The organism is Ramlibacter sp. GCM10027632 (assembly GCF_042675325.1).
GTDB lineage: Bacteria > Pseudomonadota > Gammaproteobacteria > Burkholderiales > Burkholderiaceae_C > Ramlibacter.
Map to the genome: position 1 here is coordinate 135,675 of NZ_JBHTGW010000009.1, position 22,869 is coordinate 158,543.

The window sequence follows — 22,869 nt, forward strand, 5'->3', positions numbered from 1 at the left end:
AGCTCAGCCCGCAGGCGGCGGGTGGCGGCGGTTGGCGGGGACATGCGGACCGCCCTGAGCCTGTCGAAGGCGGCGGTCCGGGCGGGCCCCGTCGTTAAATTCGGTCGCGCGTGGTCTGGCGGCGGGTGGACGCGAAGAACGCGCGGGCGTCGGCGCAATCCCGCGCGATGCCGGCGGTGAGGGCGTCGAGGCTGTCGTACTTCAGCTCGTCGTGCAGTTTGTGCAGGAGGTCCACCTGGATGATTTTACCGTACCCCCCCTCCCCGCCGAGGTGGGCCGGCCAGTCCAGGCAGTGGGTCTCCAGCAGGACGCGGCCGCCGTTGACGTCGTCCGGGTCCAGCGAGGGGCGGATGCCCAGGTTGGCCACGCCCTCCAGGGGCCCGCCCGCCAGCCCGTGCACATGGACCGCGAAGATGCCGCTGGCGGCCGGCTTCCAGTGCGAGAAGCGCAGGTTCAGGGTGCGGAAGCCCGTCGGGTTGACGTGGCTGCGCCCGAGTTCGCGGCCCAGCTTGCGCCCGTGCACCACGTGGCCGCTGATGCTGTAGGGGCGCCCCAGCAGGGCCTGCACGCCCGCCATGTCGCCGCGGCCCAGGGCCAGCCGCACCTCGGAGCTGGACACCCGCAGGCCGTGCACCTGGTAGCTGTTCATGCGGGCGACATCGAAGCCGCGGATGGCGCCGGCCGCGTCGAGCATGGCGTAGTCGCCGGCGCGGCGGGCGCCGAAGCGGAAGTCGTCGCCCACCAGCACGTACTTCGCGCCGAGGCCGTCGACCAGCACCTGGTCGATGAAGGCCTCGGGCGGCAGGCTGGACAGGGTGGCGTCGAACGGCAGGACCACGCACTGGTCCACGCCGCAGGCGGCCAGCTCGCCGAGCTTGTCACGCAGGGTGGCGATGCGCGCGGGTGCCAGTTCGGGCCTGCGCTGCACGCCGGCGAAGTAGTCTCGGGGATGCGGCTCGAACGTGAGCACGCAGCTGGGAATCCCGCGATGGCGCGCTTCGCTGTTCAACAGCGCCAGCATGGCCTGGTGGCCCCGGTGGACGCCATCGAAATTCCCGATGGTCAGTGCGCAGGCCCGGGCCACGCCCGGATGGTGGAATCCGCGGAAGATCTGCATCGCGCGCTTGATATGGTTTTGATAGCAACCGGTGCCCGCCCTCTGTGCCCCCGGTCGGTGAAATGCCTTTGAAAAGGGTTATATTGTCATCGCGATTGCTTTCGATGGTCTCGATCTTGGATGGAGGCGTTTCTTGAAGGTGTTGAAGCTGTCGGCCCAGGGCCTTCCGCAGTCCTGGATTTCGCTGGAACAGGCGGTGCTGCATTACGCGGCCGACCAGGTGCGCTGGGAGGTCGGCGCGCAGGTGGCCCTGTTCCGGGGCGGGCACAACGCCCTCACCGGGGAGCAGTCGTCCATCGCGGTCTGCAGCATCATCGGCACCAAGGGCGTGCCGAACATCAATCCCTTCGACCTCAAACCGGGCCTGACCAACAGCAAGCTGTTCGCCCGTGACCGCAATGTCTGCGCCTACTGCGGCGAGCACTGCCTCGAGGGCGAACTCACCCGAGAACACATCATTCCCTTCGCCCAGAACGGCAAGGACCACTGGATGAACGTGGTCACCGCCTGCCGCGCCTGCAACCACCGCAAGGGCAGCCGCACCCCGGAGCAGGCACGCATGCCCCTGCTGTACGCGCCCTACGTTCCCAGCCTCTGGGAGGACTTCATCCTCCGCAACCGCCGCATCCTGGCGGACCAGATGGAGTTCCTGATGGCGCACCTGCCCAAGACCTCGCGGCTGCACGCCTGAGGCCGCGTCAGGCTTGCGTGAACAGCTCGCCGATCACGCCCCGAAGCCAGCGGTTCCCCGGGTCGTCGTGGCCCCGCTGGTGCCAGAACTGCTTGATCTCGAAGCGCGGCACCTCGAACGGCAGCTGCAGCATCTTCAACCCGGGCCGGGGCGCAGTGTGGTGGATCACGTAACTCGGGATCGTGGCGATCAGGTCGGTCGACTGCACGATCTCGGGGACCACCATGAAATGCGGCACCCGCAGCGCGACGCGGCGCGTCAGACCCTGTTCGACGAGGAACTGCTCGATCAGGGTGGTGGTCGAGGTCTGGTGCGTCATCGTGCGGTAGCGTGACCCGCCGGGCTCGATCAGGACGTGGGATTCCGCGACGAACTGCGCCAGGGTCAGCCGGCTCTTGATGCGGGGGTGGTCCTTGCGGACCACGCACACGTAAGAGTCCGAGAACAACCGCTGCTGGTAGAAGCCGGCCCGCAGGCCCGGCAGGAAGCCGATGGCCAGGTCCGCTTCGCCGCTGATGAAGGCATCGTTGTAGGCCTCCCGGGGCAGCTGCAGCGCCCGCACGTTCATGCGGGGGGCCACCTCCTCGAGCCGCCGCATCAGGCGCGGCAGGTAGACCAGCTCCCCGATGTCGCTCATGAGGACCTGGAAGGTGCGCTCGCAGGTCAGCGGGTCGAACCGCATGTCCCCCTCCAGCGCCCCCTCCAGCAGCCGCAGGCCCTCACGCACGGCCGGCGCCATGCGAAGGGCCATCTCGGTGGGCTCCATCCCGGTGGGCACCCGCACGAACAGCGTGTCGCCGGCGAGCTTGCGCAGGCGCGCGAGCGCATGGCTCATGGCGGGCTGGGACAGCCCGAGCCGGAAGCCGGCGCGCGTCAGGTTGCCGTCCTCCATGAGCGCGTCGAACACGCGCATCAGGTTCAGGTCGAATTTGTCTTCATCCATGGGACGAATAGTCTAGATGACCTGCATCGATTGGTTGGAACATCGCCCGCCCGTAGATTGGCGTGCCAGAGCGGCCCGTTGAGCCGCGACCACGATCAAGGAGACAAGGCATGAAAGAGGGGCGCAAGCCGCTGCGTTCGGACATGGGCTGCAGCGACGCCACACGCATCCGCGTGCAGGGGATGGACCTGATGCAGGACATCATGGGCAAGCTGAACCTGGGCGATTTCGCCTTCCTCGAGATCCAGCGCCGCCTGCCGACGCCGTCGGAGTCGGTGGTGTTCAACGCGATGCTGGCCACGCTGGTGGAGCACGGGATGACGCCGATGGTGATCGCCGCCCGCCTGACCTACCTCGGCGCGCCGGAGTCGCTGCAGGGGGCCGTGGCCTCGGGCCTGCTCGGGATGGGAACCACCTTCGCGGGAACGGCCGAGGGCTCGGCCCGCCTGCTGCAGGAGGCCCTGCCCGCCGACGGCGCCGAGGTCCCGGACGCCGAGCTGCCCGGCCTGGCCGAATCGATCGTGCGCCGGCTGCGCGAGTCGCGCCAGCCGATTCCCGGGATCGGGCACAACCTCCACAAGCCGGTGGACCCACGGGCGACGCGCCTGTTCGAACTGGCCGCCCAGCACGGGCTCAGCGGCCGCTACGTCCGCCTCATGCAGGAGATCGCGGCGGCCGCCGAGCGGGCCCTGGGCAAGCCCGGGCAGCTGCCGGTCAACGCCACCGGCGCGCTCGGCGCGCTGTCGTCGGAGATGGGGATCCCGTGGCGCCTGTGCCGCGGCCTGGCCGTGATCGGCCGCTCGATCGGCATCGTCGGCCACATCGCCGAGGAGCTGCGCAACCCGATCGCGCGCGAGGTCTGGGAACGCACCGAGGCGGAGTCGTCCTCGCACGTGCAGTGGTGAAGGAGCCGCGATGCAAGACCTGGGTCTGACCGAGGAACAGCGCCTGATCCGCGACAACGTGCGGGCCCTGGCGCGGGAGCGCTTCGCGCCCGGCGCCGCCCGCGCCGACCGGGAGTACCGGCCGCCGGTGGAGAACGTGCGGGTGCTCGCCGAGCATGGCTACACCGGCCTGTTCATCCCCGAGGCCTACGGCGGCGCCGGCCTGGGGCTGATGGAGAACGTGCTGGTCGCCGAGGCGATCGCGCGCGCCTGCGCCAACACCGCGATCCTGTTCTCGTGCACCGACGGCGCGACGCCGCGCGCCCTCCTGGGCCTGGGCAGCGAGGAACACAAGCGCAAGTACCTGCCCCGCATCGTCAAGGGCGAGGTGCTGACGGCCTGGAGCATGTCCGAGCCCAATGCCGGCTCCGACGTCGGCAATGTGCAGTGCCGCGCCACCCGCGAGGGCGACCAGGTCGTGATCAACGGCAGCAAGCTGTGGTGCACGGGCGCCCAGGTCGCCGACCTGTTCCTGGTGCTGGTGCGAATGAGCCCGGAGCCCGGCATGAAGGGCGTCGGCGCCATCCTCGTGGAGCGGGGGACCCCGGGGTTCTCCATCGGCAACCACCTGGACCTGCTGGGCCTGCGTGGCACCGGCATGGCCGAACTGGTGTTCCAGGACTGCCGCATCCCGGCCGACCAGGTGCTCCTGGAGGCCGGCCGGATGCGCGAGCTGCTGGCGGTGCTCGACGCCGACCGCATCTCCGGCAACCCGACCATCTGCCTGGGCGTCGCCCAGGCCGCCTTCGAGGCCGTCGTGGCCCACGTGAAGGAGCGCGTGCAGTTCGGCCGGCCGCTGGCGGACCAGCAGGGGCTGCAGTGGAAGCTGGCCGACATGGCGATGGACATCGAGGCCGCCCGCGCCCTCCTGTACCGGGCGGCGGCCCGCGTCGATGCGGGCCAGCCCAGCATCGCGGATACCTCGATCACCAAGGCCTACGTCAACCAGATGGCGGTGCGCGTGACCAACGAGGCCATGCAGCTGGCGGGCGCCTACGGCCTGTCGCAGGAGTACCCGTACGAGCGCCATTTCCGCGACGTGCGCGGCATGTCCATCGGCTACGGCACGGTGGAAATCCACAAGAGCTCGATCGCCCGCGAAGTGCTGGCCGGTCGCTACACGGTCTGAGGGCCCCTGAATGACGAACTCCCACCGAGACACGATTTCCAGCGCCGGCGGCGGCAGCTTTTCCGCCTATGTCAGCGAGCCCGCCCGGCCGAACGGCCATGCCGTGATCCTGCTGCAGGAGATCTTCGGCCTGACCGCCCATGTGCGCCGCGTCGCCGACCGCTTCGCCGAGGACGGCTACCTGGCCTACGCCCCGGACCTGTTCTGGCGGATGCAGCCCGGCGTCGAGCTGTCCCACTCGAAGGAGGACATGGAGAAGGCCTTCGGCTTCCTGGGGCGCTACAAGGACGAGGACGGCCTGGCCGACATCGCGGACACCGCCGCCCGCATCCGCCAGCGCCCCGGCTTCAGCGGCCGGGTGGCCGTCGCCGGCCTGTGCCTGGGCGGCAAGCTGGCCTACCTCGCGGCGACCCTGCCGGCCGTGGACGCGGCGGTCGGCTTCTACGGCGTGGGCATCGAGAAGCGCCTGGACGCCGCGGGCGCGCTGCGCTGCCCCCTGATGCTGCATTTCGGCGACCAGGACCGCTACGCGCCCGAGGCCGCCCGCCAGCAGATCGCCGAGGCGGTGCGGGGGCGGGCGGTCGAGATGCACCTGTACCCCGGCGCCGACCACGGCTTCTACACCCGCGGCGCCGAGGCCGACATCGCCCTGGCCCGCGAGCGCACCAATGCCTTCCTGCAGCGCGCGCTGCAGGCCTGAGCCCGCCATGGAACGGCACGACACCTTCGACGCGCTCGCGGTGGGCGCCACCTGGACCAGCACCGGACGCACCCTGACCGAGGGCGACCTGCTCCAGGCCTGCATGTCCAGCGGGGACTGGCACCCGATCCATGCCGACGAGGCCTATGCCCGCGGCACGCCGCTGGGCCGGCGCATCTTCCACGGCTCGTACGGCCTGCACATCGCCACTGGCATGGCCACCCGCTTCCCCGCCTTCGGCGACGACGTGGTCGGCGCCCTCGGGTTTTCCGACTGGCGCTACCTCGCGCCGCTGTTCGTGGGCGACACGGTGCATGTCGAGGTGCGCATCACCGGCAAGCGCCGGACCTCCGACGGGCGACGCGGCGTCATCGAGCGCCAGATCCGCCTGCTGCGCCACGACGGCGAGCTGGTCCAGCAGGGCATGGCCCAGATGATGGTGCGCGTGCGCGCACCCCAGGAGTCCGCATGATCATCGGCGACCTGATCGAGCACAACGCGCGCTGCTTCGGCGACCACCCCGCGGTCTGGTTCGAGGGCCGCACGCTCACGCACCGAACCTTCGCCGAGCGCTGCGCCCGCCTGGTCAATGCCCTCGTGGCGCGCGGCTACCCGCGGCAGGAGCGCATCGCGGTCCTCTCGCGCAACTGCCCCGAGTACCTCGAGGTGTACGGCGCCGCGGGCCTGGGCGGCTACATCGGCCTGGGGCTGAACTACCGGCTCTCCGTCGACGAGCAGGCCGCGATCCTGAAGGACGCCGAGCCGGCGGTCGTCGTCTTCGAGGGGGAATACCTGGACCGGGTGCAGGCGCTGCGCGCGAGCCTGCCCGGCGACACGCTGTTCGTCTGCTTCGACCGCGCCCCCGGGGCCGGGGACGGGTTCATCGGCTACGAGGCGCTGCTGGCAGAGGCCGCGCCGCAGCCGCTGGCGATGCGGGCCCGCCAGGACGACACCTTCCTGTTGATCTACACCAGCGGAACCACCGGCGTGCCCAAGGGCGTGATGCTCGGGAACGAGGCCCAGCTGGAGCAGGCCCGGGCCCAGGCGCTGACGCATGGCGCGTCGCAGGTCGACCGGATGCTGATCGTGATGCCGTTCTATCACATCGGCGGTCCCACCGAGCTGCTCACGTACCTGGTGGCGGGCGCCACCATCGTGCTGCACCGGGTGTTCGAGGCCCACGCCCTCCTGCGAAGCATCGCGCAGCAGCGCGTGACCTCGGCGCACCTCGCGCCGACCATGATCACGATGATGCTGGACGTGCAGGAAGCGAACCCCTACGACGTCTCCAGCCTGCACACGGTGTGCTACGCCTCGGCGCCGATGTCGGTGGCCCTGTCGCTGCGGGCGCGGCGGGTGTTCGGCCCGATCTTCATGCAGATCTACGGCATGACCGAGGCGGGCCTGGGCACGACCCTGCTGAAGCACCAGCATGTGCTGGAGGGCGACGACCGCCAGCGCGCGCGGCTCGCCTCCGCGGGCCAGCCCTACCTGGGGACGGACTTGCGCATCCTCGACGACGCGGGGCGCGAGTGCCCGCAGGGCGTCGTGGGCGAGGTCTGCCTGCGGTCCGTCTCCGTGATGCAGGGGTACTGGCGCAAGCCCGAGGCCACCGCCCAGGCCCTGCGTGACGGCCTGCTGCATACCGGCGACATGGGCTATCTCGACGAGGACGGCTTCCTGTTCATCGTCGACCGCAAGAAGGACATGATCATCTCCGGCGGCGAGAACATCTACTCGCGCGAGGTGGAGGAGGCGCTGCTGATGCACCCCGCGGTCGCCGAGGCCGCGGTGATCGGCATCCCCGACGCGAAATGGGGCGAGTCGGTGCTGGCTGCCGTGGTGCTGCGGCCGGGGGCCTCGGCCGACGACGCGGCGCTGGACGCGCATTGCCGCGAGCGCATCGCCGGTTACAAGCGCCCGCGCGCCTACCGGTTCCTGCCCGCGCTGCCGCGAGTGGCGAGCACCAACAAGGTCGACAAGCGCGCGCTGCGCGCGCCGTACTGGCAGGGGCAGGACCGCCAGGTGTCATGAGGCAAGAGGGCCGGGCCGGCCCGATCCGGCCCACAAAAGAACCAGGAGACAAGGACATGAAGCATTCCAGGAAGGCCCTCTTGAGGGCGGCATGGGCCGGGGCGCTGGCGGGCGTGATGGCCCTGGGCTGGGGCCCGGCGCAGGCGCAGGGCGCGGCGGCCGGCTGGCCGAACAGGGCGGTGAAGATCATCGTGCCGTTTCCGGCCGGCGGCCTGGCCGACAACCTGGCGCGCGGCATCGCCCAGGACCTGGCGCGTGACTGGGGCCAGCCGGTCGTGGTCGAGAACCGGCCGGGTGCCAACACCATCATCGCGGCGCAGGCGACGGCGAAATCGCCCGCCGACGGCTACACGCTGATGATGGCGAACGATCCCACGATGTCCTCCAACCAGTACCTGTACACGCGCCTGCCCTACGACCCGGTCAAGGACCTGGTGCCGGTGATCAACGTGGCCGAGACGCTGGAGGTCCTGGTCGTCGGGCCGGCCTTCAAGGGGCGCACGCTGGCCGACCTGGTCAACGAGGCCAAGGCCCGCCCGGGCGAGGTGAGCTATGGCACCTATGGCCTGGGCAGCAAGGCCCACATCGACGCCGAGGCCTTCGCCAAGGCGACGGGTGTCAAGCTGATGCACGTGCCGTACAAGGGCGTGGCGGATGTCGTGCCGGCGCTGATCGGCAGCCAGGTGCAGATCGCCTTCACCGGTGTGCCGCCGGTGGTGCAGGTGGTCAAGGGCGGGCAGCTGCGGGCGATCGCGGTGGCTGCGCCCAAGCGCTCCGCCGTCCTGCCGGAGGTACCCACCTTCGCCGAGGTCGGCCTGCCGGGCTTCCAGTCCAGCGCCTGGTTCGGCCTGGTGGCGCCGGCCGGCACGCCGCGCGCGGTGATCGACAAGGTGGCGGGTGACGTCTCGCGGATCATCGTCCGGCCGGATTTCCAGGCCCGCTACATCACCGGCGTCGGCCTCGAGCTCCTGAACCAGGGGCCCGACCAGTTCGCCGAGTTCCTGAACCGGGACCGGGCGACCTACGCGAACTACATCAGGGACCTGGGCGTGAAGCTCGACTGAGGAGGCCGCCCCCATGGACCGACTCCCGACCCGGCGCACGGCCCTCGCCGCCGTGCTCGCCGCCTGCGCCCCGGGCGCCCGCGCGCAGCCCGCGGGCTGGCCCTCCAGGCCGGTGCGGCTCGTCGTGGCCTTCGCGCCCGGCGGCACCGTGGACCTGCTGACCCGCTTCCTCGCGGACCGATTGACCCCGCTCCTGGGCCAGCCCGTGGTGGTGGAGAACCGGCCCGGGGCGGGCGGCAACCTCGCCACCGAGCTGGTGCTGCGCGCGCCCGCGGACGGCTACACCTTCGTGGTCGGCGGCAGCCCCACCCACGCGGTCAACCCGCACCTGCTGAAGCTGGCCTATGACCCGATCGCGGACATGAGCGCCATCGCCCTCCTGGGCACGGCGCCGAACCTGCTGGTCGTCAACCCGGCCCTGCCGGTGAACTCGGTGGCCGACCTGGTGGCGCTCGCGCGCAGCCAGCCGGGCAAGCTGAGTTTCTCGTCCGCGGGCAATGGCACCAGCGGCCACCTGGCGGGGGAGTTGTTCCGCAAGCAGGCCGGCGTGGACATCCAGCATGTGCCGTACAAGGGCCAGGCCGACGCCATCACCGGCGTGATCCGCGGTGACGTGGGCTTCGCCTTCGTCACCGTGGCGGGCACGCTGCAGCAGGTGAGGGCGGGGCGGCTCAAGGCCATCGCCATCACCAGCCGGGGCCGCAGCCCGCTCGCGCCCGACATTCCCACCGTGGCGGAATCGGGCTACCCGGATTTCGAGGTGCTGGCCTGGTACGGCCTGACCGGCCCCAAGGGCGTGCCTGCCGAGGCCGCGGCCCGCCTGGCGCAGGCGCTGGAGCGGATCATGAAGGAGCCGGCCTCGGCCGAGCGGTTCCAGGGCTGGGGCGCCGACCCCACGTTCCTGGCCGGCGCGGCCTTCGTCGACTTCATGGTGCGCGACTCCGCCCGCTGGGGCCGCGTGATCCGCGAGGCCGGCATCCAGCCCAATTGAGCGCGCCCGCGATGCGACTGGCCCACAGCACCCTCCACGCCTACCGGCTGCCCTATGAGCGGCCGGTCCGCTGGAGCGACATCGTCGAGGAGGGCGGCACCTTCCTGATGCTGCGCCTGCAGTCGGACGAGGGCCACGAGGGCGTCGCCGAGATGACGGTGAAGCCGACGTGGACCGGCTTCGGCCTGGAGGGGCTTCGCGCCAGCCTGGCCGAGGTGCTGCTGCCGCGGCTGGCGCAGGTCGACCTGTCCGATGCCGGCGCGGTCGCCCGTTGCCTCGAGGGCATTCCCGGGCTGCATGCACCCAAGGCGCTCGTCGACAACGCGGTGTGGGACCTGCGGGCCGCGGCGGCCGGCGCGCCCCTGTGGCAGCAGTGGCAGGGACGCGCCCGCGTGCCGGTCTCGTTCACCGTGACCCGGCAGGCCCCCGGCCTCATGGCGCGCGAGGCCGCCGCCCTGGTGGAGCGCCTGGGCCTGCGCATGCTGAAGGTCAAGGGCGGCCAGGGCGTCGCGGTCGACGCCGAGGCGCTGCGCGCGCTGCGGTCCGCGGTGGGCGACGGCGTCGGCTTCTACGTCGACGCCAATGGCGCCTATGCGCCCGGTGAGGCGCGCGACTACGCGCAGGCCCTGTTCGACGCCGGCGCCTGCGTGGTGGAAGACCCCTGCCCGCTGGCGCCCGGGCGCGGCTTCACCGCGCTGCAGGCGGGCCTGCCCGGGCCGCTGCTGGTGGACTTCGGCTGCTGGTCGGCGCAGGACACGGCCCTGTTCATCGAGGCCGGCGCGCGCGCGTTCAGCCTGAAACCCGGGCGCTTCGGCCTGACCGTGACGCGCGCCATGCAGGCGCTCGCCGAAGCCGCCGGCGCCACGACCGTGGTGGGCATGTTCGGTGAGAGCGCGGTGGGCACCTGGCAGGCGCTGATGCAGGCGGCCAGCCTCGACGCGCGGGCCCTGCCGGCCGAAGTCACCTGGTTCCTCTCGATGCGCGAGCAGGTCCTGCACGAGGTGCCGGCCGTGCGGGACGGATGCATCGAACTGCCGGCCGCCGCCAGCGTGGCCGGCCGGGTCGACTGGGAGCGGGTGGGACGGCTGTCCGTCGCGCCCGCGCAGTCCCTGGCATGTTGAAGACACACAGAAACCCAAGGAGACATCCATGAACGACACCCAGACCCGGCCGCCGTGCCGGCGCCGTCTCTTCCAGGCACTCGGCCTCGCGCTGGCCGCCGCCCTGGCGCCCGCCGTGGCCGGCGCGCAGGCCGCCTACCCGAGCAAGCCGATCCGCTTCATCGTGCCGTACCCGCCCGGGGGCGGCACCGACATCGTGGCCCGGCTGGTGGCCCAGAAGATGGCCGCCTCGATGGGCCAGCAGGTGGTGGTGGACAACAAGCCTGGCGCGAGCACCGTCATCGGCACCGACCTGATGGCCAAGGCGCCGCCCGACGGCCACACCATCGGCCTGGTCACCGACTCCCACACGATCAACCCCACCTTCTTCCCCAAGCTGCCGTACGACTCGGTGAACGACTTCGCCCCGGTCTCGCAGCTCGTCTTCGTGCCCCTGGTGATGGTGGCCCACCCCTCGCTGGGCGTGAAGACCGTGCCCGAGCTGATCGCGCTGGCCAAGCAGCGTCCCGGCAAGATCAACTACGCCTCGATCGGAAACGGCACGCCGCACCAGCTGTCGATGGAGTGGTTCAAGTCGCTCTCCGGCACCTTCATGACCCACATCCCCTACAAGGGCGTGGCGCCGGCGCTGGCCGACCTGGTCGCCGGGCAGGTGGATGTCATGTTCACCGGGACCTCGTCGGCCGCGCCCTACGCCCGCCAGGGGCGGCTGGTGCCGCTGGCCGTCTCCAGCGCCAAGCGCCAGCCCGCGTTCCCGGACACGCCCGCCGTCGCCGAGACGCCCGGGCTGGGCGAATTCGACTTCATGACCTGGTACGGCGTCGTCGCGCCGGCGGGCACGCCACGCGACATCGTGCTGCGCCTGCAGCGCGAGATCGCCGCCGCCCTGGGCCAGCCGGACGTGAAGGAGCGCCTGGCCGCGCTGGGCGTGGTGGGGGCTCCCTCGATGCCCGAGGAGTTTGCCGCCTTCATGCGCAAGGAAGCGGCCTCGCTGGCCCGCCTGGTGCGCCAGACCGGCGTGAAGCCCGATTGATCCGCCGACACGACCCATGACATCCAGAGACAACCAGGTCCTTGCCGGCATCCGCGTGCTGGACTTCGGCAGCTTCATCACCGCCCCCTATGCCGCCATGCTGCTGGGCGAGCTCGGGGCCGACGTGATCAAGGTCGAGCGCCCCGGCTCGGGCGATCCGTTCCGTGCCTTCAACGGCGGCCTCTACAGCTCCCATTTCCAGGCCCACAACCGCAACAAGCGCAGCGTCGCCCTGGAGCACACCGCGCCCGGGGCCGGCGAGGCGCTGGAGGCGCTGGTGCGGCAGGCCGACGTGCTGCTGCTCAATGTGCGCCCCGGCGTGGAGGAGAAGATCGGCCTGGGCTGCGAGCGGCTGCAGGCCCTCAACCCGCGCCTCGTGTACTGCAGCATCACCGGCTACGGCTCGAGCGGGCCCTATGCCGAGCGCGCGGCGTATGACAACGTCGGCCAGTCCCTCTCGGGCTGGCTGTCCATGTTCCACCAGGGGACCGACGCCCGCGTGCCGGGCCCCGCGGTGTCCGATGCGCTCACGGGCATGTATGCCGCCATGGGCATCCTCGCCGCGCTGGCCGAACGTGGCCGCACCGGGCGCGGGCGCAAGGTGGAGGTGAGCATGCTCGAGTCGATGATCGCCTTCGCCACCGAGCCCCTGGGCAAGCTGTTCTCGACGGGGCAGCCGCTGGGGTTCTACGCCCGCGCCGCCGCCTCGCAGTCCTTCATCGTCACCTGCGCGGACGGCCTGCGCATCGGCCTGCACCTGTCCTCGCCGCCCAAGTTCTGGGAGGGCCTGGTGGCCGCCATCGGGGCCCCGCAGCTGCTGCAGAAGTACGCCGACCGCGGGGCGCGGGTGGCGCGCTACGACGAGCTGGCGCAGGACCTGGCGGCCGTCTTCGCGGCGCACCCCCGCTCGCACTGGCTGCCCCTGCTGGAGGCGAACGACGTGCCGTTCGCGCCCGAGCACCGGCTGCAGGACCTCGCCGATGACCCCCAGGTCCGCCACCAGGAGGTGTTCTACACCCTGGACCACCCGACCCAGGGCGCCGTGCGCGCCGCGCACCGTCCGGTGCGCTTCGACGGCGACCACCGCAGCGACTTCCTGCCGCCGCCCACCCTGGGCGAGCACACGCGGCAGGTGCTGCGGGAGGCGGGCCTGTCCGAGGCCTCGATCGACAGGCTGGCGCGGGAAGGAGCGATCGCATGAACTTCGCCTTTCCCCCGGAACTGCTGATGCTGCGCGACTCGGTGCGCCGCTTCGTGCAGGAGGAGCTGATGCCGCTGGAGGCCCGGTACGCCAATGACCCGGACATCCCGGACGACGTCCGCCGCCGGCTCGAGGACCGCGCGCGGGAGCTGGGCTTCTGGGCCTTCGACCTGCCCGAGGCGCACGGCGGCGGCGGCATCGGCTACGTCGGCATGTGCCTGGTCTTCGAGGAGCTGGGCAAGTGCAACGTGCCCTCGTTCCGCGCCCAGACCGTGCTCACGCCCTACCTGGGGCCCGTGCTTTTCCACTGCGGCCCCGAGCAGAAGGAGAAGTACCTGTACCCCGTGGTGCGCGGCGAGAAGCGCACCTGCTTCGCGCTCACCGAGCCGAACGGCGGCTCCGACCCCTCCGGCATGCGCACGCGCGCCGTGCGCGAGGGCGGCACCTATCGCATCAACGGCACCAAGATCTACATCACCAGCGCCGACAAGGCCGACTTCGTGCAGCTGTTCGCCCGCACGATCGAGGACGGCCAGGACCTGGGCGTCTCCTGCTTCCTCGTCGACAAGGGAACGCCCGGCCTGCGCCTGGGGCAGGCCTTCGACCTCATGAGCCCCGACCGTCCCTGGGAGCTGGTGTTCGAGGATGTCGTGGTCCCCGCCTCGCAGCGGGTCGGCGAGCCGGGGCAGGGCTGGGCGCTGGCCCGCGAGTTCCTGGACGTGGGCCGCCTGATCCACGGTCCCAAGTCGATCGGCCGCGCCGAGCGCGCCCTCCAGATGGCGGTGGACCATGCCAACCAGCGCAGCACCTTCGGCCAGCCCCTGGCCAAGCGCCAGGCGATCCAGTGGATGCTGGCGGACTCGGCGACGGAGCTGCATGCGGCCCGCCTCATGACCTACCACGCGGCCTGGAAGGCCGACCAGGGCCTGGACTTCCATGTCGAGGCCTCGCAGGTGAAGCTGCATGCCGACGAGATGTACATGCGCGTCGTGGACCGCGCGATCCAGGTCCACGGCGGCCTGGGCCTGTCGCGGGAGCTGCCGCTGGAGCTGATGTTCCGCGACGCGCGCAGCCGGCTGATCACGGAGGGGTCGTCGGAGATGCAGCGCATCATCATCGCCAGCGACCTGCTGGCCGGCCGCTCGGGGCTGAACCGGCTGGTGCCGGACGCGTGAGCGCCCGGCGGCCGATCAGCGCCGGCTCTGGTAGAGGCCGCGCGGGCGGATGGTGAAGCCGGCCAGGCGCTGCTCCATCACGTGCGCGATCCAGCCCGCGGTGCGGCTGATGCCCCACAGCGCGCATGGCGTCCGCGCAGGCAGTCCCCAGGCGAGGCCCAGGACGACCAGGCCCATCTCGATGTTCGGGTGCATCCCCAGCCGCTCGCGAACCCGCTCGACGAAGCGGTAGGCCAGGTCGGCCCGGTCGCTGCCGGGGGCGGTCCGCTGGGCGATGTCGATGAGGAATGCCGCGCGGGGATCGCCGTCCGGGTAAATCGGCAGGCCGAAGCCGGCGAGCCGCTCGCGCCGCCGCTCGGCCTCCGCGAGGCGGACGTCCAGCGCAGCGAGCGAGCCGATGCGCCCGATGAAGTCCTCCGCGGCGTCGGCGCCGCCCGCCAGCACGATGCCCTGCTGGGTCGCCTGCGCCGCGACGATGCTGGCGTGCAGGGTGGAGCCGGTGGAAGCCGCGATGCGGGCCGAGAAGGTCCCGGAAGAAAGCTCATGGTCTGCGCCGAGGATCAGGGCCGCATTGACCGCATGCTCCGCCTGAGGTGTTGCGGGCCCCCCCAGCGCCCGCAGGATGTGTTGCGCCAGGGGACGCTCACCCTCGGGCATCACGAAGCGGCCCTGCGGGCCGAGCACGCCGCAGGCGCCGGCAAAGCCGAACAGCATCTGGCGGGAGTAGCGCTCGATGGAGCCGCTGCGCAACTCCTCGGCCAGCGTGCCGCCCCCCAGCGCCGTGGCGACGATCGAGAACACGCGCAGCATCCGCGGCCGCTCTCGCCCCTGCTGCAGCATGCCATCCAGCGCCAGCTGAAGGTCCACGTGCGGCGGCTCCACGGGCCAGGCGTGCGGGCTGTCCGTCAGCACGCCGGACCACAGCAGCTCCGCGACGTTCTCGAACACGCCTGGGTGCCGCACCAGGTCGCTGGCCAGGTGCCCGCGGTAACGGGGGCCCTCGTCGCCGATCTCGCTGATGCCGGTGTCCATCACGGGCTGGCCCCAGCGCATCGCAGTGGCCGCCACCGCGCCGTGCCCCTGGCGGGCGCTGCTGCGGATCTTCAGCCCCTCGATATCGCTGCGCTGGTAGCGGTTCTCCTTGCGGTTCGGGTGGCGCACCGGCCGCAGCAGCCCGCGGCTGACATACGTGTAGAGAGTGGCCAGCTTGATGCCCAGCAGGTGGCTGGCCTCCTGCGCGGTGAGCAAGTCGCCGGGGTCGCACAAGGGCGCCGCATTCGCCGTGTGAATGGTGTGCATCGGTAGGGGTTTTCTTTGATCGACTGTCGAATCGAGATTGATCGGGTGTCGACCGGTTTTTAGACTAGCCCCAGCAAATATGGTTCGTCAACTAAGAAAACGCGGAGCCCTCCGCGAATGCCAGACCGAGGAGACACCGCAGTGAGCGAAAAGGACATCCAGGGACCGAGTCGTCGTGTCGTCGCCATCACGGGGGCCGCGCAGGGCCTGGGCCGCGCCTATGCGATGCGCTTCGCGCGCGAAGGCCACCGGGTGGTGGCGCTGGACATACAGGCGCAGGCGGTGGCGCGCGTGGCCGCCGAGATCGAGGCGGCGGGTGGGGAGTGCCTGCCGCTGACGGCGGACGTCGGCGATGTCGCCAGCGTCGACCTCGTCGCCGCGGCCATCGACGAGCGCTACGGGCGCTGCGACGTGCTCGTGAACAACGCGGCCATCTTCTCGACGATCAAGATGCGTCCCTTCGAGCAGATCCCGGTGGAGGAGTGGATGCGGGTGCTCCACGTGAACATCACCGGCAGCTTCCTGATGGCGCGCGCGATGGTGCCCCTGATGCGCCGCCACCGCTGGGGCCGGATCGTCAACGTGTCCTCCGCCGCCTACGTGATGGGGCGCCCCAACTACCTGCACTACACGACCTCCAAGGCCGCCGTGGTGGGGATGACGCGGTCGCTGGCGCGCGAGCTCGGGCCCGACGGCATCACCGTCAACGCGCTGCTGCCCGGCGCCACCGACACCGAGGTGCCGCGCGAGACCGTGACGCCCGAGCAGAAGCGCCAGCAGATCGCCCTGCGGTGCATCCACCGTGAGGAGGGGCCGCGCGACCTCGAGGGCGTGGTCAGCTTCCTCGCCTCGGACGACAGCGCCTTCGTCACCGGCCAGTCGCTGGTGGTGGACGGCGGCTACAGCTTCCTCTGAACTTCACCGCAAGCGCAAGGGACGGCGACATGTTCCCTCACCATTTCAGGAGACAACCGATGAAACTGTTCAACAAGATCGCACGTGCCACCGCGGCCTGCGCCCTCGCCCTGGGCCTCGCCCAGGCGAGCGCCCAGGAGGTCACCATCAAGGCCGTGAGCGCGTGGCCGGAGGGCAACTTCTTCTCCATCAACTTCGAGAAGTTCATCCAGAAGGTCAACGCCGAGGGCAAGGGCGTCATCCAGATCAACTACCTCGGCGGCGGCGCCAAGGTGATGCCCCCCTTCGAGGTCGGCAACGCGGTCAAGACCGGCGTGGTGGACATGGTCAACGTGACGGGCAACTTCTACACCAACCTGCTGCCCGAATCCGACGCGCTGTCGGTCAGCACGGTGCCCGTGCAGGAATGGCGCAAGAACGGCGCCTACGACTACATCAACAAGCTGTGGGGCGAGAAGCTCAATGCCCACTACCTGGGCCGCGCGATCGACAACATGCCCTACCACCTGTTCCTGAAGAAGCCGGTCACCAAGCCGGACCTCGCCGGCATGCGCCTGCGCGGCATCCCGATCTACCGGGAGTTCTTCCAGAGCATGGGGGCCAACGTGCTGACCATCGCCCCGGGCGAGACCTACACCGCGCTGGAGCGCGGCGTGATCGACGGCTATGGCTGGCCCGTCTCCGGCATCTTCGACCTGAGCCTGCAGGAGCACACCAAGTACCGCGTCGAGCCCGGCTTCTACAACACCGAGGTGGGGGTGCTGGTGAACCTCAACGCGTGGAAGAAGCTCAATGACCGCCAGCGTGCCGTGCTGACGAACGCCGCGATCTGGATGGAGAACCTCAACCTGGAGAACGGCAAGAAGTGGGAGGAGGAGAAGAAGCGCCAGGCTGCTGCCGGCATCCAGCCTATCACCTTCCCGGCCGCCGAGAGCGCCGCCTACGCCAAGCGGGCCACCGACACCATCTGGGAGAGCATCAACAAGCGCAGCCCGGAGCACGGCCCCAAGCTGCGCCAGCTGGTCACTCGCTGACCGGGAGCGCCCATGTCGCAGTCCCCGCGCATGACCTTCCTCGATCGTGCCGATGCGGCCTGGGCCCGCCTGCTCACGGCCCTCGCCCTGCTCGCCTGCGCCCTTGTGGCCCTGATGGTGGCGGTGATCTGCGCCGACGTGCTCGTGCGCAATGCCCGCCTGGGCAACCTGCCCTGGGCCACCGAGGTCGCCGAGTACACGCTGTACCTGTCGACCTTCCTGGCCACGCCGTGGCTGCTGCGCCAGGGGGCCCATGTCCGCATGGACATGGTCCTCAAGGCGCTGCCGCCGGCGACCGCCTGGGCCCTGGAGCTGGTGACCGACGCCATCGCGGTGGCCACCTGCGCCGCGCTGACCCTGGCCAGCGCCAACGCCGCGCTGGCTAGCGCGGCCCAGGGTTCGCTGGTGTTCAAGATCTTCGTCTACCCCGAGTGGTGGCTGATCACGCCGGCCAGCGTGTTGTTCGGGGTGCTGACCATCGAGTGCCTGTGGCGGATGCGCCGCCAATGGACCGGCCCGAAGACCGTCCGGGAAGAAGCCACCTCGGTGGCCTGATCCCGCCTAGAGAAGTTCGACGGAGACCTACTGTGGACTGGATCCTGAGCCTGACTTTCCTGCTGGGGGGCGTGGTGCTGCTGATGATGCTCGGCCTGCCCGTTGCCCTGTCCTTCCTGGTGACCAACGTCGTCGCCGCCTTTTTCTACATGGGCGGCCTGGCCGGGGTCGACCAGCTCGCGCGCAACTCGATCGCCTCGGTGATCACGTTCTCGCTGACCCCGATCCCGCTGTTCATCCTGATGGGGGAGATCCTGTTCCAGACCGGGCTGGCGATCAAGGTGATCGACGGGTTCGACCGCCTGATCCACCGGGTGCCGGCGCGGCTGCCGGTGGTCTCGGTGGTGGCGGGCACGGCCTTCTCGGCGATCTCCGGCTCCACCATCGCCACCACCGCGATGCTGGGCCGGTCGATGACGCCGGTGATGCTGGAGAAGAAGTACCACCCGACCCTGGCAATGGGGCCCATCATCGCCATCGGCGGCGTGGACATGCTGATTCCGCCTTCCGCGCTGATCGTGCTGTTCGGGAGCCTGTCCAACATCTCGATCACGAAGCTCCTGTTCGCCGGCATCGTGCCGGGCGTGCTCCTGGCCGTGACCTTCGTGGCCTACATCGTCGGCAAGGCGGTCCTGGTGCCCGGGAGCGCGCCCGCCAACGACGAGGGAACGATCTACCGGGGCTGGCAGAAGTGGCGGCCACTGGTGCTGTACGTGGTGCCGCTGCTGTCGATCTTCGGCGTGGTGATCGGGGCGATGTCCACCGGGGTCTCCACCCCCACCGAGGCCGCGGCGCTGGGCGCGGCGGCGACCCTGCTGCTGGCGGCCTGCTACCGGGCGCTGACCTGGCAGAACCTCGTGCAGTCCCTCAAGGGCACCGTGCACGTCTCCTGCATCGTGCTGTTCATCATCGTCGGCGCCACCGCGTTCTCGCAGATCCTGGGCTTCTCCGGGGCCACCAACGGCTTCCTTGGCGCCGTGGGCAAGCTGAACCTGAGCCCCGACCTGCTGATCGTCGCGATGGTCGCCATCCTGCTGGTCCTGGGCTGCTTCGTGGACCAGGTCAGCATGATGCTGCTGACGCTGCCCTTCTTCATGCCCCTGGTGACCTCCGCCGGGATCGACCCGATCTGGTTCGGCGTGCTGTTCCTGATCGCCATGCAGCTGGGGCTGATGACCCCGCCGTTCGGCCTGCTGCTGTTCACGATGAAGAGCGTGGTCCCCGGCCACATCGTCATGCGCGAAGTGTTTTCCGCCGCCTACCCGTTCGTGGTGATCAGCCTGTTGATGCTGGTGGCGGTGTTCTTCTTCCGTCCGATCGCCACCTGGCTGCCGGCTCTCATGGGCTGAGGGCGCCGTGATGACGACATCCACCGAGCAGGCCTTCTTCGCGCAGCGGGGCTTCGGCCTCACCATCGGGTTCGGCCGGCGGCCCGCCGTGCTGGTGATCGACATGATCCAGGCCTTCACCGACCCGCAGGCCATGCTGGGGGCGGAGCTGTCGCCGCAGGTCGAGGCCACGCAGGCACTGCTGGCGGCGGCCCGGGTCCAGGGCGTGCCGGTCTTCTTTTCCACCGTCAGCTACGACGATGCGGACTTCGCCGATGCCGGCATCTGGGCGCTGAAGCAGCGGGGCGTGATGACGCTGCGCGCCGGCACGCCGGCCGTGGAGCTCGATCCCCGGCTGCAGCGCCTGCCCGGTGAGGGCTGGCTGGTGAAGAAGTACGCCTCCTGCTTCTTCGGCACCGACCTGGCCTCGCGCCTGATGTCTCGCGGCGTCGACACCCTGCTGCTGGCGGGCTGCACCACCAGCGGCTGCGTGCGCGCCTCCGCCGTCGACGCGCTGCAGTCCGGCCTGCGGCCCATGGTCGTGCGCGAGTGCGTGGGCGACCGTTCCCGCGCCGCCCATGAACAGAGCCTGTTCGACCTGCACGCCAAGTACGCCGACGTGGTGGGGCTCGACGAGGCCTGCCGCTACCTCGAACAACTTCCTCCCGCATGAATCCCGCCGCCTCCGCTTCCCCTGCCGACCTGTCCTCCCGGGTCGCCGCCATCCTCCCTTCCCGCCAGGGCCAGTTCTGGGGCGGCGCCTGGCACGACGACCCCGCAGCCGAGCGCCTCGCGAGCATCAACCCGTCGACCGGCCAGGTGCTGGCGCGGGTGCAGCTGGCCACGCCCGCCGATGTCGACGCCGCCGTGGCGAGCGCCCGCCAGGCCTTCCCCGCCTGGGCCGCGACCCCGCCACTGGAGCGCGCCCGCCGTCTTCGCGAGGCCGCTTCCCGCATCCGCGCGAACGCCGCCGACCTCGCCCTGCTGGATGCGGCCGACTGCGGCAACCCGGTCAAGGCCATGCTGTTCGACGCCGAGATCGCGGCCACCCAGCTGGAGTATTTCGCCGGCCTGGTGCTGGAGATCAAGGGCGAGACCCTCCCCACCGGCAACGGCTCCCTGAACTACACGCGCCGTGAGCCCCTGGGCGTGGTGGCGCGCATCTTCCCGTTCAACCACCCCTTCATGTTTGCGGCGGGCAAGATCGCCGCGCCGCTGGCGGCAGGCAACACCGTCGTGATCAAGCCGCCCGAGCAGGCGCCGCTGTCCACGCTGCGCCTGATGGAGCTGCTGGCGGACCTGTTCCCGCCCGGGGTGCTCAATTGCGTGGTGGGCGGGCGGGACATCGGCGCCGCCCTCGTGAGCCACCCGGCGGTGGCCGCCGTCGGCCTGATCGGCAGCGTGCCGGCGGGCAAGGCGGTGCTGCATGCCGCCGCCGACAGCCTCAAGCGCACCCTGCTCGAGCTGGGCGGCAAGAACGCCATGGTGATCTACCCCGACGCGGACCTCGACCGCGCGGTCGACGGCGCGGTCCGAGGCATGAACTTCACCTGGTGCGGCCAGTCCTGCGGCTCCACCAGCCGGCTGTTCATCCACGAGAGCGTGCATGACCGCTTCGTCGACCGGCTGGTGGCGCTGCTGCGCGAGCGCCACCGCCCGGGCCTGGCCACGCACATGGACACCACCATGGGCGCCCTGATCAACCGCGCCCAGTACGAGCGCAGCCTGGCCTACATCGCCTCGGCGAAGGCCGAGGGGGCCACGCTCGTCGCCGGCGGCGGGCATCCGGCCGACCCGGCGCTGAAGGACGGCTTCTTCATCGAGCCCACGGTGTTCACGGGCGTCACGCCGCAGATGAAGGTGGCGTGCGAGGAGGTCTTCGGGCCGGTGCTGTCCGTCCTGCGCTGGGGTGACGAGGCGGCGATGCTGGAGGCCGTCAACGGCCTGGCGCTGGGTCTCACGGCGTCGATCTGGACGCGCGACCTGGTCACCGCCCACCGCGCCGCCGCGCGGGTGGAGGCCGGCTATGTGTGGGTGAACGACTGCTCCTCGCACTTCATCGGCGCGCCCTTCGGCGGCTACAAGCAGTCGGGCCTGGGCCGCGAGGAGTCGAAGGAGGAGCTGTACGAGTTCACGCAGATCAAGAACGTGAACGTCTCGATGCAGTGATCCGCGTGCTCGCGCACGAACGAAAGCCCGGGCACCGCCCGGGCTTTCCGCTTCTCGCCGGGTTCAGGACGCGGCCAGCTGCGGCAGGACCTCCTCGACGAGCTTCGTGTTGACCTCGCCGCTGGCGAAGCGCGGCTGGTTGACGAGGAAGTGCTGCAGCCGGATCGTGGTGGCCACTCCCGAGACCTTGAACAGCTCGAGCGCTCGGGACATCCGTGAGCGGGCCTCCTCGCGGTCCGTGCCGTAGACGATCAGCTTGCCGATCATCGAGTCGTAGAAGATCGGCACCTTGTAGCCGGCGTGGCAGTGGCTGTCGAGGCGGATGTTGGGGCCCGCGGGCGGGTCCCACTCGGTGATCAGTCCGGGGCTGGGCCGGAAGCCCTGGTCGACCTGCTCGGCGTTGATGCGGCACTCGATCGCATGGCCCCGGAACTGGACGTCGTCCTGGCTGAATCGCAGCACCTCGCCGCGGGCCACGCGCAGCTGCTCCTGCACCAGGTCGATGCCGGTCACCATCTCCGTGACCGGGTGCTCCACCTGGATGCGGGTGTTCATCTCGAGGAAGTAGAACGCCTGCGCGTCCTGGTCCACGATGAATTCCACCGTGCCCGCGTTCTCGTAGCCGAAGCCGCGGGCCAGGGCCACGCCGGCCTCGCGGATCCGCTGGCGCAGCGACTCGGTGATGTTCGGTGCCGGGGCCTCCTCGACCAGCTTCTGGTGGCGGCGCTGCAGCGAGCAATCGCGCTCGCCCAGGTGGATCACGTTCCCGTGCCGGTCCCCCAGCACCTGGACCTCGATGTGGCGGGCGTTGGCGATGTAGCGCTCCAGGTAGAGGGTGCCGTCGCCGAAGGCGGCGCGGGCCTCGTTCGCGGCGGCGGTGAACATCGGCGCCAGGTCGGCCTCGTGCTGCACGATCTTCATGCCGCGGCCGCCGCCCCCGGCTGCCGCCTTGATCATCATCGGCAGCCCCACGCGCCGGGCGATCGCCACCGCCTCCTCGGGCGTTGCGACCTGGGTCGAGCCCGAGAGGGTCGGCAGGCCGAGTTCGGCGGCGAGCACCCGCGCGCGGATCTTGTTGCCCATTTGCGCGATCTGCTCCGGCTTGGGGCCGATGAAGGTGACGCCGTGGTCGGCGCACAGCCGGGACAGTTCCGCCGACTCGGCGAGGAAGCCGTAGCCGGGGTGCAGGGCGTCGCAGCCCGTGGCCAGGGCGGCGTTCACCAGCAGGCGGGCGTCGAGGTAGCTCTGGCTGGCGCTGGGCGGCCCGATGCAGACGGTGCGGCCGGCCAGGCGCGCGCCCAGGCTGTCGAGGTCGGCCTGCGAGGCTGCGAGCACCGTGTCGATGCCCAGGCCCTGGCAGGCGCGGATGATGCGGACGGCGATCTCGCCGCGGTTGGCGACCAGTACGCGGGTGACGGGCATCGGC

At 70.6% G+C, this 22,869-nt stretch carries 22 protein-coding genes; 18 read left to right on the forward strand and 4 right to left on the reverse strand.

The features are described 5' to 3' along the window. Window positions 1-94: 94 nt before the first annotated feature. On the reverse strand, window positions 95-1,117 hold the full coding sequence (locus tag ACFQZY_RS14550) for a bifunctional riboflavin kinase/FAD synthetase (protein WP_377417014.1): 1,023 nt from the start codon (window positions 1,115-1,117) through the stop codon (window positions 95-97). 133 nt (window positions 1,118-1,250) lie between these two features. Here ACFQZY_RS14550 and ACFQZY_RS14555 point away from each other — a divergent pair, with 133 nt between their 5' ends. Beyond that, window positions 1,251-1,808, forward strand: coding sequence for an HNH endonuclease (locus tag ACFQZY_RS14555; protein ID WP_377417017.1), 558 nt, complete (start codon window positions 1,251-1,253; stop codon window positions 1,806-1,808). Window positions 1,809-1,815: 7 nt separating this feature from the next. On the opposite strand, the gene ACFQZY_RS14560 is transcribed toward ACFQZY_RS14555, so the two are convergent. Then, window positions 1,816-2,751 carry a LysR family transcriptional regulator gene (locus ACFQZY_RS14560; RefSeq protein ID WP_377417019.1) on the reverse strand — a complete coding sequence of 312 codons (936 nt, stop codon included), beginning with the start codon at window positions 2,749-2,751 and terminating at the stop codon, window positions 1,816-1,818. A gap of 110 nt (window positions 2,752-2,861) precedes the next feature. Here ACFQZY_RS14560 and ACFQZY_RS14565 point away from each other — a divergent pair, with 110 nt between their 5' ends. Genes ACFQZY_RS14565 through ACFQZY_RS14615 form a run of 11 tightly spaced genes read left to right on the forward strand, consistent with a single transcriptional unit; the run spans window position 2,862 to window position 14,143 of the window. Beyond that, complete coding sequence (locus ACFQZY_RS14565; RefSeq protein ID WP_377417021.1) at window positions 2,862-3,656, forward strand: citryl-CoA lyase; 795 nt, start codon at window positions 2,862-2,864, stop codon at window positions 3,654-3,656. 10 nt (window positions 3,657-3,666) lie between these two features. After that, window positions 3,667-4,824, forward strand: coding sequence for an acyl-CoA dehydrogenase family protein (locus tag ACFQZY_RS14570; RefSeq protein WP_377417023.1), 1,158 nt, complete (start codon window positions 3,667-3,669; stop codon window positions 4,822-4,824). A 10-nt stretch (window positions 4,825-4,834) separates the two neighbouring features. After that, window positions 4,835-5,524 (forward strand): dienelactone hydrolase family protein, encoded by a 690-nt coding sequence (locus ACFQZY_RS14575; protein ID WP_377417026.1) that lies wholly within the window; start codon window positions 4,835-4,837, stop codon window positions 5,522-5,524. A gap of 7 nt (window positions 5,525-5,531) precedes the next feature. After that, entirely contained in the window at window positions 5,532-5,996 is a 465-nt protein-coding gene (locus ACFQZY_RS14580; protein WP_377417028.1) for a MaoC/PaaZ C-terminal domain-containing protein, read from the forward strand. After that, window positions 5,993-7,558 carry a long-chain-fatty-acid--CoA ligase gene (locus tag ACFQZY_RS14585; protein ID WP_377417030.1) on the forward strand — a complete coding sequence of 522 codons (1,566 nt, stop codon included), beginning with the start codon at window positions 5,993-5,995 and terminating at the stop codon, window positions 7,556-7,558. Before ACFQZY_RS14580 ends, ACFQZY_RS14585 begins: the two co-directional genes overlap by 4 nt. A gap of 56 nt (window positions 7,559-7,614) precedes the next feature. Continuing rightward, complete coding sequence (locus ACFQZY_RS14590) at window positions 7,615-8,622, forward strand: Bug family tripartite tricarboxylate transporter substrate binding protein (protein ID WP_377417033.1); 1,008 nt, start codon at window positions 7,615-7,617, stop codon at window positions 8,620-8,622. A gap of 13 nt (window positions 8,623-8,635) precedes the next feature. Next, window positions 8,636-9,613, forward strand: coding sequence for a Bug family tripartite tricarboxylate transporter substrate binding protein (locus ACFQZY_RS14595; protein ID WP_377417036.1), 978 nt, complete (start codon window positions 8,636-8,638; stop codon window positions 9,611-9,613). A gap of 11 nt (window positions 9,614-9,624) precedes the next feature. Next, a complete protein-coding gene (locus ACFQZY_RS14600; protein ID WP_377417039.1) occupies window positions 9,625-10,734 on the forward strand; it encodes a mandelate racemase/muconate lactonizing enzyme family protein in 1,110 nt (369 codons plus the stop codon). 28 nt (window positions 10,735-10,762) lie between these two features. Then, window positions 10,763-11,767 carry a tripartite tricarboxylate transporter substrate binding protein gene (locus ACFQZY_RS14605; RefSeq protein WP_377417041.1) on the forward strand — a complete coding sequence of 335 codons (1,005 nt, stop codon included), beginning with the start codon at window positions 10,763-10,765 and terminating at the stop codon, window positions 11,765-11,767. A 16-nt stretch (window positions 11,768-11,783) separates the two neighbouring features. Then, window positions 11,784-12,968, forward strand: coding sequence for a CaiB/BaiF CoA transferase family protein (locus ACFQZY_RS14610; RefSeq protein ID WP_377417043.1), 1,185 nt, complete (start codon window positions 11,784-11,786; stop codon window positions 12,966-12,968). Continuing rightward, entirely contained in the window at window positions 12,965-14,143 is a 1,179-nt protein-coding gene (locus ACFQZY_RS14615) for an acyl-CoA dehydrogenase family protein (RefSeq protein WP_377417045.1), read from the forward strand. Before ACFQZY_RS14610 ends, ACFQZY_RS14615 begins: the two co-directional genes overlap by 4 nt. Window positions 14,144-14,158: 15 nt before the next feature. Here ACFQZY_RS14615 and ACFQZY_RS14620 read toward each other — a convergent pair whose 3' ends face one another. Next, window positions 14,159-15,442, reverse strand: a complete 1,284-nt coding sequence (locus tag ACFQZY_RS14620) for a citrate synthase (RefSeq protein ID WP_377417048.1) — start codon at window positions 15,440-15,442, stop codon at window positions 14,159-14,161. Window positions 15,443-15,583: 141 nt separating this feature from the next. Between ACFQZY_RS14620 and ACFQZY_RS14625 the strand changes: the two genes are divergently transcribed. The 6 genes from ACFQZY_RS14625 to ACFQZY_RS14650 are packed head-to-tail and all read left to right on the forward strand — an operon-like array spanning window position 15,584 to window position 21,443. Next, window positions 15,584-16,357, forward strand: a complete 774-nt coding sequence (locus ACFQZY_RS14625; protein ID WP_377417050.1) for an SDR family NAD(P)-dependent oxidoreductase — start codon at window positions 15,584-15,586, stop codon at window positions 16,355-16,357. A gap of 59 nt (window positions 16,358-16,416) precedes the next feature. Further along, complete coding sequence (gene dctP, locus ACFQZY_RS14630) at window positions 16,417-17,391, forward strand: TRAP transporter substrate-binding protein DctP (protein ID WP_377417053.1); 975 nt, start codon at window positions 16,417-16,419, stop codon at window positions 17,389-17,391. 12 nt (window positions 17,392-17,403) lie between these two features. Beyond that, window positions 17,404-17,946, forward strand: coding sequence for a TRAP transporter small permease (locus tag ACFQZY_RS14635; RefSeq protein WP_377417055.1), 543 nt, complete (start codon window positions 17,404-17,406; stop codon window positions 17,944-17,946). A 32-nt stretch (window positions 17,947-17,978) separates the two neighbouring features. Further along, window positions 17,979-19,295, forward strand: a complete 1,317-nt coding sequence (locus ACFQZY_RS14640; protein ID WP_377417058.1) for a TRAP transporter large permease subunit — start codon at window positions 17,979-17,981, stop codon at window positions 19,293-19,295. Window positions 19,296-19,305: 10 nt separating this feature from the next. Next, entirely contained in the window at window positions 19,306-19,947 is a 642-nt protein-coding gene (locus ACFQZY_RS14645; RefSeq protein ID WP_377417061.1) for an isochorismatase family protein, read from the forward strand. After that, window positions 19,944-21,443, forward strand: coding sequence for an aldehyde dehydrogenase family protein (locus ACFQZY_RS14650; protein WP_377417064.1), 1,500 nt, complete (start codon window positions 19,944-19,946; stop codon window positions 21,441-21,443). Before ACFQZY_RS14645 ends, ACFQZY_RS14650 begins: the two co-directional genes overlap by 4 nt. A gap of 63 nt (window positions 21,444-21,506) precedes the next feature. On the opposite strand, the gene ACFQZY_RS14655 is transcribed toward ACFQZY_RS14650, so the two are convergent. After that, window positions 21,507-22,865, reverse strand: a complete 1,359-nt coding sequence (locus tag ACFQZY_RS14655) for an acetyl/propionyl/methylcrotonyl-CoA carboxylase subunit alpha (RefSeq protein ID WP_377417066.1) — start codon at window positions 22,863-22,865, stop codon at window positions 21,507-21,509. Between the last annotated feature and the right edge of the window lie 4 nt (window positions 22,866-22,869).